This window comes from Paenibacillus sp. FSL R7-0048, from assembly GCF_038004505.1.
Taxonomy (GTDB): domain Bacteria; phylum Bacillota; class Bacilli; order Paenibacillales; family Paenibacillaceae; genus Paenibacillus_AQ; species Paenibacillus_AQ odorifer.
The window spans coordinates 4928994-4945263 of record NZ_JBBORF010000001.1; the positions used below are offsets into that span (position 1 = coordinate 4928994).

General features: G+C 43.8%; 13 protein-coding genes. 1 reads left to right on the forward strand and 12 read right to left on the reverse strand.

Annotated elements, in window-relative coordinates:
- Window positions 1-58: 58 nt before the first annotated feature.
- The 6 genes from NSQ91_RS22040 to NSQ91_RS22065 form a co-directional block, all read right to left on the reverse strand.
- Window positions 59-1084, reverse strand: a complete 1026-nt coding sequence (locus NSQ91_RS22040) for an iron-hydroxamate ABC transporter substrate-binding protein (protein ID WP_254848702.1) — start codon at window positions 1082-1084, stop codon at window positions 59-61.
- A gap of 132 nt (window positions 1085-1216) precedes the next feature.
- A complete protein-coding gene (locus NSQ91_RS22045) occupies window positions 1217-2842 on the reverse strand; it encodes a helix-turn-helix domain-containing protein (RefSeq protein WP_076129509.1) in 1626 nt (541 codons plus the stop codon).
- Window positions 2843-2986: 144 nt separating this feature from the next.
- Entirely contained in the window at window positions 2987-4027 is a 1041-nt protein-coding gene (locus NSQ91_RS22050; RefSeq protein ID WP_076129508.1) for an NAD(P)/FAD-dependent oxidoreductase, read from the reverse strand.
- A 42-nt stretch (window positions 4028-4069) separates the two neighbouring features.
- Window positions 4070-5785, reverse strand: a complete 1716-nt coding sequence (locus tag NSQ91_RS22055; protein WP_076104415.1) for an ABC transporter ATP-binding protein — start codon at window positions 5783-5785, stop codon at window positions 4070-4072.
- Between the two features lie 42 nt (window positions 5786-5827).
- Window positions 5828-6802 carry a FecCD family ABC transporter permease gene (locus tag NSQ91_RS22060; RefSeq protein ID WP_370510750.1) on the reverse strand — a complete coding sequence of 325 codons (975 nt, stop codon included), beginning with the start codon at window positions 6800-6802 and terminating at the stop codon, window positions 5828-5830.
- 62 nt (window positions 6803-6864) lie between these two features.
- Window positions 6865-7923: a FecCD family ABC transporter permease gene (locus tag NSQ91_RS22065; RefSeq protein ID WP_076129506.1), complete on the reverse strand. Its 1059-nt coding sequence runs from the start codon at window positions 7921-7923 to the stop codon at window positions 6865-6867.
- A 213-nt stretch (window positions 7924-8136) separates the two neighbouring features.
- On the opposite strand from NSQ91_RS22065, the gene NSQ91_RS22070 reads away from it, so the two are divergent.
- Window positions 8137-9144: an ABC transporter substrate-binding protein gene (locus tag NSQ91_RS22070; protein WP_076129505.1), complete on the forward strand. Its 1008-nt coding sequence runs from the start codon at window positions 8137-8139 to the stop codon at window positions 9142-9144.
- 88 nt (window positions 9145-9232) lie between these two features.
- Here the strand turns inward: NSQ91_RS22070 and NSQ91_RS22075 are convergent, their stop codons facing one another.
- From NSQ91_RS22075 to cheB, 6 genes are all read right to left on the reverse strand, one after another.
- Window positions 9233-9454 (reverse strand): hypothetical protein, encoded by a 222-nt coding sequence (locus NSQ91_RS22075; RefSeq protein ID WP_042190339.1) that lies wholly within the window; start codon window positions 9452-9454, stop codon window positions 9233-9235.
- A 46-nt stretch (window positions 9455-9500) separates the two neighbouring features.
- A complete protein-coding gene (locus tag NSQ91_RS22080) occupies window positions 9501-11477 on the reverse strand; it encodes an FtsX-like permease family protein (protein ID WP_076304010.1) in 1977 nt (658 codons plus the stop codon).
- Window positions 11443-12234, reverse strand: a complete 792-nt coding sequence (locus tag NSQ91_RS22085) for an ABC transporter ATP-binding protein (protein WP_076304009.1) — start codon at window positions 12232-12234, stop codon at window positions 11443-11445. Before NSQ91_RS22085 ends, NSQ91_RS22080 begins: the two co-directional genes overlap by 35 nt.
- 133 nt (window positions 12235-12367) lie before the next feature.
- Window positions 12368-13783: an MFS transporter gene (locus NSQ91_RS22090; RefSeq protein ID WP_076304008.1), complete on the reverse strand. Its 1416-nt coding sequence runs from the start codon at window positions 13781-13783 to the stop codon at window positions 12368-12370.
- A gap of 199 nt (window positions 13784-13982) precedes the next feature.
- Window positions 13983-14987 carry an AraC family transcriptional regulator gene (locus NSQ91_RS22095; RefSeq protein WP_076304007.1) on the reverse strand — a complete coding sequence of 335 codons (1005 nt, stop codon included), beginning with the start codon at window positions 14985-14987 and terminating at the stop codon, window positions 13983-13985.
- 165 nt (window positions 14988-15152) lie between these two features.
- Window positions 15153-16256, reverse strand: a complete 1104-nt coding sequence (gene cheB, locus NSQ91_RS22100; protein ID WP_076129499.1) for a chemotaxis-specific protein-glutamate methyltransferase CheB — start codon at window positions 16254-16256, stop codon at window positions 15153-15155.
- Window positions 16257-16270: the final 14 nt, after the last annotated feature.

Below are 16270 nucleotides of genomic sequence, written 5' to 3' on the forward strand. Positions count from 1 at the left end.
GATGTCCCTGAGCTACTATAGCTCCGCGAACATCCCCTTTTACTCTTTTGAAATTAACTTATTGAAGAGACTTCAGCAACGTAACTATCTCATCCAGCTGCTTGTCCAGCGCATAAGCATCGGAGAGATAATAAGTTTTAAGATCGTAGGTGAATACATGACCCGCCTTAACAGCAGGTAGGCTTTGCCAGAAGACACTGTCCAGAATGTCCAGCTTATCCTGCTCCACACCACGGCTGAAGCCTTGGAAGATATAATCAGCTTCTCCTAAGTACTCGGGCAACGCTTCGAGTGAGAGGGAAGCCCAGCCTTCTTTAAAGGCTGCCTCTTGGACAAGATCAGGTGCATGCAGCCCCAATCCGTTATATATAATCTCTCCACCACGCCCATATGACGAACCATATAAATACAGCTCTTTACCGGCAATTTCAAAGATCGCCACTTTTTTATCAGCTGCGATCAGATCAGACAATTCCGCTTTCTTCGCTTCCAGCTTCTGATTGAAATCCGCCACCCACTTTACAGCCTGCTGCTCCTTGTTCAAGATTTTCCCGATCTCGATCAATCGTTCTTTATAGTCATATTTGCCCCAAGGAATAAAGACCGTTGGAGCAATCTTAGAGATTTGCTCATAGGTATCTTCCTGATAGGTGATAATCAAGTCCGGTTCGAGGCTCGTTATTTTCTCCAGGGACACCGTCATGTCATCGCCTACTACTTCAACACCGGTCAGTGCCTCTTTGAAATATGGATGGTTCAAGATGTCATTCCCGGCAACGGCAATGGGCGTCACGCCAAGCGTCAGAAGATCACCAATAAAGTCTTGTACCGGGATCACAACTCTTTGTGGATTGCGTGGAATCTGCACCGGGCCTTTATCGCTTTCGTATGTCCAGTACTCTGCATCAGCAGCCGGCTCCGAGCTGGCAACTACAGAATCATTAGTGCTTTTAGCCACTTCAGCCGACGTGCTAGCTGGAGCATTCCCCTGATTAGCTGCTTGTCCGCATGCGCTCAACAGCAGCACCAGCGTAAGCATAATGGCTATCAAGCTTGTTTTTCCTAACGATATTATTTTGTACAATGTAAATCCCCCTTGAGACTTTATATTATTATGATATTGATAATCAATATCATTTAGATCTTTGTTTAATATACCGTCTCCGCGGGAAAACATATATACACGCTAATACATCAATTTTGCTATGGACGATTGTCAGCTTAAATTATGGCCGGTTAACAAATCTGTCTGTATCTCCAATTGGCGTTCGAGCGCAAGCCCTTCGCTGCCCCAAAATTCCTCAAGCTTCAGGTAATATATGCGTTCATTCCTGAATGCTGGAAGATTGCGCCAAACCGCACTTTTACTAATCCGTTTACGTGTCCTCGACATCCAGTCCTCTTGTCCTGATACAACCACAAACATATGGTCAGCCGCGTATATTGGTAATTCCGACAGTGAGATGCATAAATGATCATTCCGCTCCAGAACATCTGACCTTACCTTGTCCGGTGGAGTTAACCCCAGCATTGGATACAGATTGTACACCCCGCGGGCTGTATGATTCCAGATATAGATACTGTTATCTTGCCTGATCTCATACACCGCTACCGTTTCACCAGATTCAATTAGTGAGGACAAGCGCTGCTTGGCCAAATCTATTTTCAAATGATAGTGCCTTATCCATGCCTCTGCCCGCTCCTCTTCTCCCAGCAGTCTGCCGAATAAACGAATCTGTTCCAAGCGGTCCATTTTATCACACTCTACCGTAACTAGTGGACCCAACTTCTCCATGCATTTAAGCTGACGGGGGCTCAGATAGGTTGGTGCAATAACTAAATCGGCTTCCAGCCCAGGCCATTCTGCTTCCTCCGGACATCCCTGCAACTCAAATGATCGTACACCCGCCAGTTCCGGCAGCAAAAGCAAGGAGTAATTCATCACATCTTCTTCAACCGCGACAGGCTTCACACCCAGCGCAAGTAAATCCCCTAAAAATTGCAACGCTACTATCCGCTTTGGTTTGGGACGCAAACGGAACTCTGTTGGGGTCATCCCGGTGACTTGCTTGAATTTCCGGCTCAGATATAGTCCATCTGTATAGCCTACTTTTTGCGAAATTTCCTGTATGGTTGCTTTGCTGGACATCAAGTGTTTTTTCGCTTTATTTACTCTTAAATGCGCTACATATTCGGTGAAGCTCCAACCCGTCTGCTTGCGGAACCATACTGAGAAATAACGAGGATTGAAGCCCATCATTCGAGACATCATCTCCCGCGTAATCTCCCTTTGCAAATTCTGGTGGATAAAAGAGAGCATTCTGAAATATGAACTATCCGTAATGTCTGCTTCAGCATCAGCCTCTACGACCAATTGATGTAGCTGATGCAGCAAGGATTGAATTCTATCTGCCTGTGTTTCTAAATTATTGGCAGCAACGTCTTCCAATTCGCTGAATAAGCGGGTTATTTTATTCGTCGTACGTATAGGTAAAATCCCATTGACCGGAAAAATTTCACGGCAAAGTCCATAGACCAATTCTTGCTCCGTGCTATTACTTAGCCCATATACCTCATAGGAGATTGCTAGAACAGAGATAACGGTCTCTAATGGAGCATTAATTTGATAAGTCGCACCTGCGCTTAGAAAAAGAATTTCACCATTTTTAAGAGCTACTGTCTCTCCTTCTATGGTTATTTGAACGATAGCTTCTATTGGTGTCAGGAAGAGTGGGGACTGGGCAATCTGGGGTTTACTAATGTGACCGCCGCCGCATTGGCGTTTTCCTGCCTCTTTTAACAGATAAATTCTATGAACCGGGTTATTATTAGATAGCTTCATTCCTGCTCCCTTCCAGACTTCTAGACTTAATAACTCATAAAATATAAAGCAAGCGTATAAGGTTCCTCTCCGCTCGAAATGGATAAGATCCCCTATACGCCTTATATAAAACTTCAGATTTTATGGTTTGAAAAGCCTCTATCCTTAGTGGTCGTCAACGACTCCAAGCGCTTTATTCTTCTCTTTGAACCGTTCATTGTGAGAAGATACGTAAGCGACTTTGGCCGCGGTTGGGTCTATGTACAGCTTAGCGCTATTAAGCGCCAGAGCCGCATCAGTGAAAGTACCTGCGATCAAACGAACCTTGCTTGCATAATCCACAAAGTCACCTGCTGCGAATATACCCGGAAGATTAGTCTCTAGCTTATCAGTTACATTCGCACACCATTCGCCCATATCAAGGCCCCATTCTTTTAACGGACCAAAATCGCTTTTCAGACCATGATTCACAATGACAGCATCCACTTCAAACTGCTCTGTTTCACCTGTCTCTATATGACTGATCGTAACCTGATCTATCGTTTCACCATTACTGCTGTGTAATTGGCTTACTGCATATGGCGCACGGACATTGACTGAGGATTCCTTCATCCGTACAATGTTTTTCTCATGCCCGCCAAACTGTTCACGACGATGTGCAATCGTCACACTTGCAGCGATAGGCTCCAATTCATTCGCCCAATCTACTGCGGAGTTGCCTCCACCGGAGATTAACACTCTTTTACCGCGGAACGGCTCCAGCTCTTGAACGGTATAATGAAGATTTGTCACCTCATAACGATCTGCACCTTCAATTTCAAGCTTTGCCATCTGCAGAATTCCGTAACCAATGGCCAAAATAACTGTGCGGGTCCAATGTTGTTCCCCAGTAGAAGAGGTCAGGATGTACGTTCCATCCTCTTGTCTCTCTTGATTCATAATTTGCTGACCCAGCACAATAGTCGGATCGAAGGTTTGAGCCTGCTCCTTGAGCTGACCGATTAGTTGATGACAAAGAGTTGGGGTTACGCCTCCTACATCCCAGATCATTTTTTCGGGATAGATAAGCATTCTTCCTCCGAGCTCATCCTTCGCTTCAATTAGCTTTGTCTTCAAGTCTCTCATTCCGCTATAAAAAGCTGTATACATCCCAGCAGGTCCGCCACCAATAATGGTTACATCGTATAATTCCAGTTGTTTATTCATTGTGTCCCTCCAAAATTATATTCTAGTGATCCCTTCAGCTACTTAAGCTCCAAACTGCGCTTCATGCAATCGGCTGTAAATTCCGGCAGTCTGCAGCAGTTCCTCATGCTTACCTTGTTCTGCGATGCCACCTTCCGCAACGACAACAATCCGGTCCGCATTTCTGATCGTTGCAAGGCGATGAGCAATAACAAGTGTTGTGCGTCCCTCAGACAACTCTGCGAGCGCCTCTTGTATAGCGGACTCCGTTTCAGTATCCAGTGCTGATGTAGCTTCGTCCAGAATGAGAATTGTCGGATTCTTCAAGAACATCCGGGCGATGGACAACCTCTGCTTCTGGCCGCCAGAAAGCTTGACGCCTCTCTCTCCGATCATTGTATCCAGCCCGGCGGGCTGAGATTTAATCAGTTCTTCCAGCTGAGCGCGCCCTGCAGCCTCCCAGATTTCTTCATCGGAAGCTCCCAATCTGCCGTAAGCAATGTTCTCACGGATAGTTCCGTCAAACAGGAATACATCTTGTTGTACAATCCCGATATGGGAACGAAGTGATTCTAACGTCATGGAGCGAATATCTATTCCATCAATAGAGATGTTGCCTTCGCTTACATCGTAAAAGCGTGGCAGCAAGCTGCAAAGTGTTGTCTTACCAGCACCGGATGGACCCACAAGCGCAACGGTCTCTCCTGCTGAAATCGATAAGTTCACATTGGTTAGCACCTTTTCTTTATCACTATAAGCAAAAGCTACATCCTGGAAGGTTATATTCCCTGACAGATGAGACACTGGCTTAGCGTCTTTTGCGTCATCAACATCTGGCTCCGTCTCCAGCAGTTCAAGATAACGTTTGAAACCAGCGATCCCTTTAGGATAGGTCTCAATGACCGAGTTAATCTGTTGCAAAGGTCCTAAGAAGACATTAGACAACATCACAAAGGCAATAAATTCACCGTAGGTCATCTGCTTCTGGATTACAAAATAGGTTCCGCACACAAGAACGAATAACGAGACCAGCTTCATGAGCACAAAGCTAAAGGATGAATTCCAAGCCATAATTCGGTAGGTCATTAGCTTCGTAATACGGAAGCGTTCGTTATTAACTGCAAAGCGGGAAATTTCATGATTCTCATTAGCAAAAGCTTGCACAACACGAATCCCGCTTACATTGTTCTCTACGCGTGCGTTATAGTCAGCAATGTCCGCGAACATGATGTGGAACGCTTTTGACATTTTGCGACTGAAGTACATGGATAAATAAATCATCAGCGGGACAATTACAAAGGTCAGAATCGCTAATTGCCAATTAATGCTAAGCATGATACCGAATACACCCAGCAGCGTCATCACTGCTATGAATAAATCTTCAGGACCATGGTGGGCAATCTCACCGATGTCCATCAGATCATTTGTCATCCGTGAGACCAAATGGCCTGTTTTATTATTATCGAAGAAGTTGAAAGAGAGCTTCTGTACACGATCAAACAGCTTTTTTCTCATATCCGACTCGATATTAATCCCCAGCTTATGCCCCCAATAAGTGACCACAAAATGCATAAAGGCGCTGACGATATAGATCCCCAGCAAACCGAGGCAAGAATAGAGAATCCATTTCCAATTCCCACTTGGCAGCATATCATCCACTACCCGGTTAACGGCCAGCGGGAAGACTAGTTCCAGCAGTGCAGCAGCAATAGCACAGGAGAAGTCAAGAATAAACAATCCCTTATAGGGTCTATAGTAAGCAAAAAAACGACGCAACATTGTAAAAATTCGCTCCTTCCGGTGAGTGACCATCTTCTTTCATCAAGATTTAGTACGGGCTAGCAAATACAAAAAGTATGGCGCTCCAATTACAGCAACAACGATTCCAGTGGGGATCTCGGATGGCTGTAAGATCCAGCGTCCAATGGTATCCGCTATAATGACTAGCAGTGAGCCGAGCAGCGCTGAGGTTGGCAGCATGAGCTGATGTTTGGGTCCAACTAGCCGTCTCGCCAAATGGGGGCCGACAAGTCCGACAAAGCCAATCCCGCCACTCACAGCAACACTTGCCGCAGCTAGACCAACCGCAGCCGCAAGAAGCCGGAATTGTTCTTTGGTTACAGCAGCCCCAAGTCCTACGGCTGTCTGTTCACCCAAATTAAGGACGTTCATTACCCTTGCTTTATAGATGACATACGGCACGAGAATTACGATCCATGGTAGTAATGAAAGTACAAACTTCCAGCTTGTGCCCCAAATACTCCCGGCAAGCCAAGTAGCCACAAACTGATACTTCTCCGGATCCAGCCGAAGAGTCAGCACGATCATCGCTGCACTCATTCCAGCTGCAACCGCTACACCGGTCAGCAACAGGCGCATGGGTTTTATTCCTTCATGCCGTTTATAAGCTAAGACATAAATCAAGGCAGCAGTAATTGCCGCACCAACAAACGCTACCATAGGCAGCAGATACACCGGAGCCGCGGTTGCCGTTGGATAAAAAGAAATTAACAGCATAACCATAATTCCTGCGCCAGCGTTAATCCCTAAGATGCCGGGGTCGGCCAAAGCATTACGAAAGACGCCCTGCATCACAGCTCCGGATACAGCCAAACCTGCGCCTATCAGAACGGAGATCACAATACGCGGTAACCGAAATTGAAACAAGATTAACTCTTGCTTATCCGTCCCTTTACCGAATAACGTATTAAGCAGCTCCATAGGTGTCAAACGTATGTATCCTGTATTCATACTAATAATAAAAGCAATAACAATCAGTACAGCTAAAATAATCATTATAACTAAGCCACGTTTATTTTTGGCGGCTTGGAAGGAATCGAATGAAGTTTTCTCTATCATTACAGTTCCCTCCTTTCTTTACGTGCAAGATAAAGGAAGAAAGGTACACCGATCAGTGCAATAATGGCTCCAAGCGGCGTTTCATTAGGGGGATTAATCATCCGCGCTGTTAAATCTGCAAATACTGCAAGCAGACTGCCGAGAATAGCTGAACATGGAATGATCCATCTGTAATCCACACCTACAAAAAAACGGGTCAAATGGGGAATGATTAGTCCAATGAACCCAACAGCTCCTACTACGGCAACTGATGATCCAGCCAGAATCAATACAATTAAAGTCCCTGCCAGCTTAACAAGCCCTGTGCGCTGGCCTAGCCCTTTAGCAACATCGTCACCTAGGCTGAGCATTGTAATCGACCGGGATAATACCATAGCCCCAATTAACGCCGCTCCTATCCAAGGGAACATGACTTTAAGCTGAATCCATTTCGTCCCAGCCACGCCTCCCGCATACCAGAAAGCCAAATCTTGCCCAATATGAAAATATAAAGCTACCCCTTCACTCAGCGCTGACAGCAGTGCACTAAAAGCAGCACCCGCCAGCACCAGACGAGCAGGAGTCAGCCCTCCCTTGGCCAATGATCCGACCCCATACACAACCCCAGCCCCTACTCCGGCACCAACAAAGGAATATAGGATCAAATACATAAACGATAGGTTCGGGAAAAATGCAAAACAAAGCGCCAGCGCAAATCCTGCGCCTGAGTTAATGCCCATCAAACCTGAATCTGCGAGTGGATTTCGGGTCATCCCCTGCATAATGGCACCCGCAACTGCAAAGCTGGCCCCTATCATGGCCCCGCCAAGTACACGGGGTAATCGTAATTCTCTAATAATCTGATGATCCATGATCTCCGGATTAAAGTGAAACACGGCTGCCCACACCACAGAAAGTTTAATATCAGCCGCTCCGAAGGAGACTGAAACAGCGATACCTAGTGCTAATAGTACCAGACCGCCAACCAAGATTAACGTGGCAGCCCAAGGACGTGAACGGAACTCTTGTATGGCTGACCCTTTATTAGGTCTAATCTTGGAAGATATCTGTTGATTCATGAATGCCACCTTATTTCTATGAAATTGATTCTCATTATCACTATGCTATTGTAAATGAGCCTTCCTAGGTTTGGCAATAGATAGATTTAATAGGAGGCATTTATTTTATTGCATTGACAGGAAATCTAGGATTTGATAAAGTTCAAATTGAAAATAATAATGATAATGATTCTCATTATTATTTATTGGTACATATATATAGGGAGGTTTATCATGCTAAAAAGAAAGACCCTCTTCCCCATCCTGGCACTCATAATGTTATTGTCTGTATTTGTGACAGCTTGCGGGGGAACGAACAATGCTTCATCTAATAAACCAACAGCAACAACAGAAGCAACTACAGCACCAAGCACTGAGCCAACGGCTGCTCCTGAGGCTTCAGCTGCTGAAATGCGTAGCTATGAAACCACTAAAGGTACTGTACAGATACCTGTAAAACCACAACGGATTATTACAGATTATTATGGTGGGGAGTTGCTCTCCGTAGGAGCAAATGTAGTAGGTGTCGAACCTAGTACCTTTGATAATCCCTTCTTGAAAGACCTGCTCACAAATACACAAGATGTCGGTGCTCCAGTTAACGCCGAGAAAGCTCTGGAACTTACACCTGACCTGATCGTCGTTATGTACGATGATAACTACGATGCTTTATCCAAAATTGCTCCAACCATTCATATTCCATACGGAACCGCTACAAATATCTATGAAACTGTTAAACTGTTCGGTGACATTGTAGGTGTGCCTGACAAAGCTGAACAATTTATTGCTGACTTTGAGAAAAAGGCTGCTGAAGGCCGCGAGAAGCTTAAAGGTGTCGTAAATGAAAATGATACTTTTGGAATCTATGAGCTGACTGATAAAGGGGAGCTATGGACCTTCGGAAATAATGCTGGCCGGGGTGGACAAGCCCTTTATAACGCACTTAAGCTAAAAATGCCTACTAAGAACAGCAACGACAACCAAACGTTGCAGCTGTCCATGGAGCTATTGCCAGAATATGCAGCTGACTACATGTTCCTCACCACTTATGATCCTGACAAAAAAGGGGATAAGCTGAAAGAACTGAAGGAATCTCCAGTTTGGAACGGACTTGATGCTGCGAAGAACGATCATCTATTTTACAATGATTTTGATACCTACTACCGCTATGATCCGATTGCGATTACCGCACAGATTGATCTGTTCGTAGATATGATTCTTGAACGCAACGGTAAGAAATAAACATAGGCACATACAAAAACACCCCTCTTTAGGCACTGTCTAAAGTGGGGTGTTTGGCTATTCATAAGAAGTTTCTGTTAAATTTATATCATCTAGTATATTCATTATACTCATCGGTGTTATTTAGTTTTTTGTACATATACTCATCATTTTTAAGCTTATAGAGCTGCCCCATCCCCGCAAATACGAAAAACAGCACCAAAATTAATCCATACGCATAGGTGAATTCACCAATATAAAAGCAAGTGACTATCGCAACAAGGGTCAAGATCATTAATGCGACTGCAATTCTGGAAAAAATCTTTTTCAAATGGAATCCCCCCACGTTTTGTGCACCAATATTATCATATTTGGGATTAAATTGAAATCTCTTTTTGGTCTATTAAGGGAATATCGAGTAGCTGAATATGTGCCAGCATATTGTGAGTGTATATTTTGGTGTATATACGATAAAAGAGGACTTGAAATAAAAGGTACGCTCCGCCTACTAACAAACAAAACCACATCGGCTCCAGAGCTGTAGACATTTCAACCCTGGAAGAACTAACAACATAAAAAGAAGACAATGCAATACCTAATGCATACGGGAGAAAAAACAGCACTTTTAAAGGGCCGCCTATAATGCGGGCCACGTCCTTAGAAGTAATTCCAATCTTGTTCAGCTTCCTGAATTTGATCCGCTCACGCTCTAAATCGGTCTGAATACTGAAATGCAGCACTATCCCGGAGGCGCCGAAAAATATTAAACCAACAAATGAAATTACGAAGATTCCAAATCGGCCAGACTCCTGTAACTGTAGATAGTCACTTATTCTAGACTTCGTAGAGAATACGAGGGCCTCTTGCCGCTCATTGCCATACCAGGACTCTGTATTGTCTTTATTATATTTGGCTAAAGCGGCATTTAACTTAGCATCTATATCCGCAGTTTTTTTCCAATCCTTAAAATTCAGGAGCTGAAGATTACCGATCGCTTTTTTATTTTCCGCTTTCAGCGCCATATAATCCTCTTCGTTTACAATGATATGAAGACCATTCATTAGATTCGGCACAGGGTTAAATACCATGTCAAATAGGATACCTTGTGAATACAGCGTATGCTTCCCGGAAGCAAGCATCAAATCAAAGGTGGGCATTTCCGGTCTTTGATTCTTCCACTCTTCTCCTTGTGCAACTATGGCCAGATTTAGAAAGTGATCTTTCTCCACATGATAATCAGTGCCGATTAATGCGTTTATATTCTGGTCCAGAAATATTTTGAAATTAAACAAGTCGATATACTCCAGCTTTTGGTGTGAAAGCAGCGGCGTGGCGCCATGATCCGTGATCTCGCTTAGTATTTTTGGTGAGATGCTATTTTTTCCGAATACTTCTGAATAGGCAATATCATATGGATTGTTTGCAATCGGAATATCCTCAGCATTCCAGGTCAAATAAAAAATAATCCCGCTTAGAGAAATCGTGATGAAGACGAGGAAGGTGATAAGAGAAAGCACTATTTTGGAGCGACCAAGGGTATAGATCAAATTGGAACTAAACAGCAGGTGCTTGTGATATGCTTTGCTTGATCGCGATATAAAAAGTTTCAACCAGTCCCCAAGTCCTGACAGCAGCAAATAAACGCCTAACATACTAATTCCCAGATTTATTAACATCATGCGAGCATCGGAAGGGTTGTAATGAGTGAGCATATTATAAACGGAGATTCCCAAGAGTAAAACTCCGATGACCCCGGTGATTTTCCCATGAATCAGGTTGCGTTCTGCGGTTCTGGACTCTTTTAAAAGACGTAAAATACTGTATCGCAAAGTTAGTAGCAAATTGACTGCAATCACCACTATGTAAATCACCGCGAAGAATTTAATGGTATACAGATAACTATCCGGCGTCAGTATAAAAGCACTGTCCCCAATATTTACAAACAGCGAAACAATAAAGAAAAAAATACCGGAGAAAACTGTCCCTGCACCTAAACCAGTGAGAATCGAGGCTAAAGCGATCATGCTATTCTCGAACAAAATGATTTTGCGGATATTGTGGCTTGTCATTCCAAGTACCATTAATAGCCCAAAGTCGCTTTTTCTGAATTTTAAAAAGGCCATTTGAGCATATACAATAAACAGAACAGCAAACACCCTTATCACCAAAAAAGGAGCATATAAATTACCTGACACCATCCCATTCACTTGATAAGGGTCATTAAAATCAGGATTACTGTACAGCGAATAAAATGTAAAAACGTTCATGACCGTAAAGCTGCTGCATAGGAAAAATAACAAATATCTTCTAAGATTCGCCTTAAATATCTGAAATGCCATTCTCCTTAAGGTCATCTTCTCCCCCTCCAATAAAGGCCAGGTTCTCCAGAATCAGATCCAAAAATGCTCTGCGCTCTTTATTCTCTCTAGCAATCTCTAGTAGAGCCTTCCCATCTTTGATAAAAAGCACCCGATTACAATAGCTGGCCGCAAAAGGATCATGTGTGACCATCACTATCGTTGCTCCTTTTAGAGTGTTGAGCTTGGCGAAGGTCTTCATCACCGTATTCGAGGATTTGGAATCCAAATTCCCCGTCGGCTCGTCCGCAAAAATCACATCTGGATGATTTATAATCGCCCTGCTGATCGCCGCCCGCTGCTGTTGCCCCCCTGAAACCATATAAGGATATTTGTCCTTCACCTCATCCAGATCGAATAGCGATAACATCTCATCTGTCTTGGCATTGATATCTTCTACCTCTTGATCATCCAGCACCATGGGCACCATGATATTTTCCCGTAGGGTCAGACTATCCAGCAGATTGTAATCCTGAAAAACGAATCCCATACGCTGCCGGCGAAAAATCGCAAGCTCGTTCTTGGACATCTCACTTATACTAGTATCTGCAATTCTTACAACCCCACTATACTCCGTGTCGATTCCGCTTAGTATATTTAAAAGTGTTGTTTTCCCGCTCCCCGAGGGTCCCATAATCGCCACAAACTCGCCACTATCCACACTAAGACTAATCCCGTTCAGCGCTCGAAACCGATTCGTTTTACCTTTGCCTTTATATTCTTTCGAGAGATTCTCTACTTGCAGTATGGACATCCTGGCACCTTCTCATTGATAAGTTTGGAGTTAGTTACATTAAATGGAATTCAATCACTCGGTATTACTATAAAGCTAAGAAGAGCGTTCGTTTGTTAGATTGCTCACAGCGTAAAAAAGCAGGATACCTCCTCTATAATTTCCGCTCCCGCAAAAAACAAAGGCAAAGAAAACCAGTAAAAGCAAGTCCTCCGATTGCTGCTAATGAGAAGGAAAACGCCCTTACATAATCCGCTAGATCTGCTTCCAAAAGAGAATGCTTTAGCGAAGCGGAGAATAAAATACCGATTAACGCCACTCCTAACGAATTTGCAAAATACATAAAGGTAGTGATCAAGCCTGAACCCGTGCCCGTGATCTTTGTGGGTACTGAACTAAGCGTAACGTTGACTAGAGGTGTAGTAGCCATTCCGAGACCGAAACCATATATCATTAATATTAGGATATTACGAGGGTCTAGCAGCTGCGTAACGTCCACATTTAGCTCTAATATAAGCAGCAGACTACAGCTCCCCATCATCAGCGCTCCTATCTTAAGTACACTCATCCCCCATCTTTTGACCATTCGAGAAGAGATTAGGGAAGTCAGAAAAAAGCCTATCCCTATAGGCAAGAAAACCATACTGGTATCTTGAACACTATAGTGCAAACCAAATTGCATATAATAGCTCAAAATAAAAAAGAAAGAGAACATACTTAGATAAAGGACAAGAACGGTTGCCAGACCAGCGCTAAATGTTCGATCTCTGAAAATAGACAGATCGACTAACGGTAACGTCCCCTGCTTTCCCTTTCGATTTTCAACCCAGATAAAAGTAAACAACACGAAAAGAGCTAACATTAGACAGCCAAAAATCCACAACGGCCACCCTTGTTTTTGTCCCTCTGACAACGGATAGATCAACAGGAACAAACCGATCAGCAGAAGGAAGCTTCCAGTCCAATCAATACTGTGCGCCTGCTCAGCCCGTGTTTCAGGTACAATCGGCATTAACAGCAGGACGAGAAGTCCAAATGGCACATTGAAAAAAAACACTGTCCGCCAACCGAGATCGAACGGATTCCAATTCACAATAGTGCCTCCGAGGATGAATCCGAATGCAAATCCAATGCCAATCATTGCGCCGTAAATGCCGAAAACAAACCCTTTTTCCTTTGGCAGAAAGCTGACCTGCAGCGTAGATAGAACCTGAGGTTGAATAAGCGCCGCAGCCAATCCCTGCACAATCCGAATAACAATCAGAAGTGCCGGATCTGAGGTCAGTCCGCCTAACACTGCCATGACCGTAAACCCGCTCACCCCGATCATCAACATCCGTTTTCTGCCGTATATATCCCCAAGCTTTCCGCTAATAATCAACGCCACAGCTAATCCTAGCGAAAATCCGGTAACGATAAGCTGTGCTTCCGAAAAGCTTGCGTTCAAGCTATATTGCATAGATGGAAGCGCAACTTGAATCATATAAGTATTTAATGAAATAAGTAATGTTGGCAGTAAAATAACCCCCAGCGCATACCACCTGCGTGAATCTACTTGTTGTTGTCCCATTGTATGACCACCTTTTTATCTGCAATCTATGAAATTATTATCATTTAGAGTGGTCTTTTTCTCTACCTGTTAAGGGAGGTTCACTCCTTGATAAGGGAGCAAACACAAAAAAACCTCAAGCATGCAGAAGATAACGTTCGATTCCGAACCCTATGTTCTAACACTTGAAGCTTTAAGCTTTCTGCATTTACAAATCTTCCTACAGCCTGTTTCGTTCCAAACTCTGTTGTTCGATACGTTTTAAGTATTCGCTTGGATTGCAGCCATAATGCTTACGGAAGGTCGTCGTGAAATTGCTGACATTGCTATATCCGACCGAAACAGCTGTTTTCCCTATATTCAAACCTTCAACCTCCATATACCAGAGCGCTTTCTCCATCCTTTTTATACGTACAAGCTCGAAGATCGTCATGCCAAATAATTCGCGGAAGCCTTTTTTCAGCTTGAATTCGTTGATACCTACCCGCTTAGCCAACTCACGTATAGATAACGGTTGTTCGAAATGGATTTGCACCAATTCATGTACCCGCTTAAGATTAGTAATATCATCATGCCGCAGCGTCATACTATCGCTAATAGAACCGTAACCATCAGACTCACCAAACAAAGCAATAAATTCAAGGGCTTTGCTCTCCATATATAAACGTCTCAATGTTCCATGATAGGTACAGTGGATCATTTCGGAGACACATTTTCGGATTGCCGCAGTATCTGGATAACGATCAATATTTCCACGATGATGTCTAAGCCAGGTTTCCATTTGCTGTGTCTCCGATAAATCTCCGGCGTAATTCAGCAGTTCACTAGGAGCAAACCGTATTTCCAGCAATTGATTGGGGACACCTGCTTTTTTCTCTTCATACACCTGAACATCCTCTAGAAAAAGGACATTGCCCATTTGTTTATCCGTGTAACTTTCCTTGCCGTTCCATTCGCAATAGATTTCTCCGCTTAGATTATAGCTTAGTTCAAACAACGGACAAGCTTCTTGAATGTGGAGCTTCATATCCTGTTCGTAAGTTATGTCCGTATACATAATCTCCATACCTGGACGAATCCGTGTACGGGTGACGCTTCCCTTACCAATATGTGAAGGAATAGTAAGCCGCTGTTCCCATTGGTTATGTTCAACATGCCCCTCTATCCGTTCTGTAAATTGATCAAAAAGATCATGAATTTCCATATTCAATATACTTAAAGTCATCGCAAACCTCTCCTTCTTCGCTCCTTGTATACGATGAGTTACATGATCTCTACTCTTGCTTCGTAAATGATAATTGTTATCACTTGAAAGTGTCAACCTGAAACACAAAAAAGCATTGGCGGATTTTATCCTGCCAACGCTTTTTTAGTAGTAAAATAAGACCGTTCAAACCGATGGAAATGCATCCCTCCGGTATCTCAGCTCCCCCGTAACCTCCATAATCTTCGAGGCTAACAAATGCGAGGGCAGCTCGTAATCCACACAACCCAGCTTCGCGGCTGCTTCAGGCATTTCACTTTCAATAGAAGTTTCTTGCGATTCTACTAGCGTTGATTGGGCGCCAGCGTGTTTGGCAGCCAGCATCCCTTTGGCGCCATCACTTCCCATTCCGGTCATTAGGATTAAATGCTGCTGTAGACCAGTTAGTGCAGATATAGACTCAAACAAGATATCGACCGAAGGACAGTGTCCATTCACTGCAGGCTTTTTCATAAGTTTTATTCTGAGATCCTGCCCCTCCTGAATAATGGTCATATGAGAATTACCTGGAGCGATATAGACGGTTCCCCCGAGCACCGATTGCTTGTCCTTGGCTTCCACCACCCGTACACTTGAGAACCGATTCAGTCGTTCCGCCAATGCTTTTGTGTACTTAGGTGGCATATGTTGAACAACCAGAAGGGGATACGGGAAGCTCGCCGGGAGCGAGGAAATTAAGATTTCTAATGCCTTCGGCCCCCCTACTCCGCATCCAATTCCCACGATCTGCTCAATAACTTCTGTACATCCACTCTTAACGTTGTTTTGTTTCTCTTGTCGAGCTTTCACTTTGGAGATGTTTATATTGTTAAGAATAAGAGTTCTTAAAGGAATTTCAGCGGCTTTCTTAATTTTGAATAATAACTCATCTTTTATGCTGTATAGACCAGGTCCATAAGATTGAGCCGGCTTGGATATGAAATCCACTGCACCATTTTGTAAAGCAGTAATGGTTGCTGTTATTCCATCCTTTGTAGCGGAGCTCAAGATAAGTATAGGTGTTGGCCGCTGAGACATTATGCTTGTGAGTGCTACCAAACCGTTCAATTCCGGCATTTCTATATCTATAGCCACGACATCGGGCCTGAGTTTTTGAACCATGCTGATCGCTTCGGATGCATTTCGAGCTACTCCAATGACCTCGAGGCTTGAATCCTCCGAAATTAGGTTCGAGATCTGTTTACGCATGGTTACTGAAGCAGCTACAACGAGCACCTTTATTTTTTGCACTACTTCTCCTCTCC

Excerpts from the sequence above, each read along its gene's own strand:
- NSQ91_RS22090 (WP_076304008.1), bottom strand. The coding sequence starts at position 13,783 with ATGGGACAACAACAAGTAGATTCACGCAGGTGGTATGCGCTGGGGGTT.
- NSQ91_RS22065 (WP_076129506.1), bottom strand. The coding sequence starts at position 7,923 with ATGAATCAACAGATATCTTCCAAGATTAGACCTAATAAAGGGTCAGCC.
- NSQ91_RS22085 (WP_076304009.1), bottom strand. The coding sequence starts at position 12,234 with ATGTCCATACTGCAAGTAGAGAATCTCTCGAAAGAATATAAAGGCAAA.
- NSQ91_RS22055 (WP_076104415.1), bottom strand. The coding sequence starts at position 5,785 with ATGTTGCGTCGTTTTTTTGCTTACTATAGACCCTATAAGGGATTGTTT.
- NSQ91_RS22080 (WP_076304010.1), bottom strand. The coding sequence starts at position 11,477 with ATGACCTTAAGGAGAATGGCATTTCAGATATTTAAGGCGAATCTTAGA.
- NSQ91_RS22060 (WP_370510750.1), bottom strand. The coding sequence starts at position 6,802 with ATGATTATTTTAGCTGTACTGATTGTTATTGCTTTTATTATTAGTATG.
- NSQ91_RS22095 (WP_076304007.1), bottom strand. The coding sequence starts at position 14,987 with ATGACTTTAAGTATATTGAATATGGAAATTCATGATCTTTTTGATCAA.
- NSQ91_RS22050 (WP_076129508.1), bottom strand. The coding sequence starts at position 4,027 with ATGAATAAACAACTGGAATTATACGATGTAACCATTATTGGTGGCGGA.
- NSQ91_RS22070 (WP_076129505.1), top strand. The coding sequence starts at position 8,137 with ATGCTAAAAAGAAAGACCCTCTTCCCCATCCTGGCACTCATAATGTTA.
- NSQ91_RS22045 (WP_076129509.1), bottom strand. The coding sequence starts at position 2,842 with ATGAAGCTATCTAATAATAACCCGGTTCATAGAATTTATCTGTTAAAA.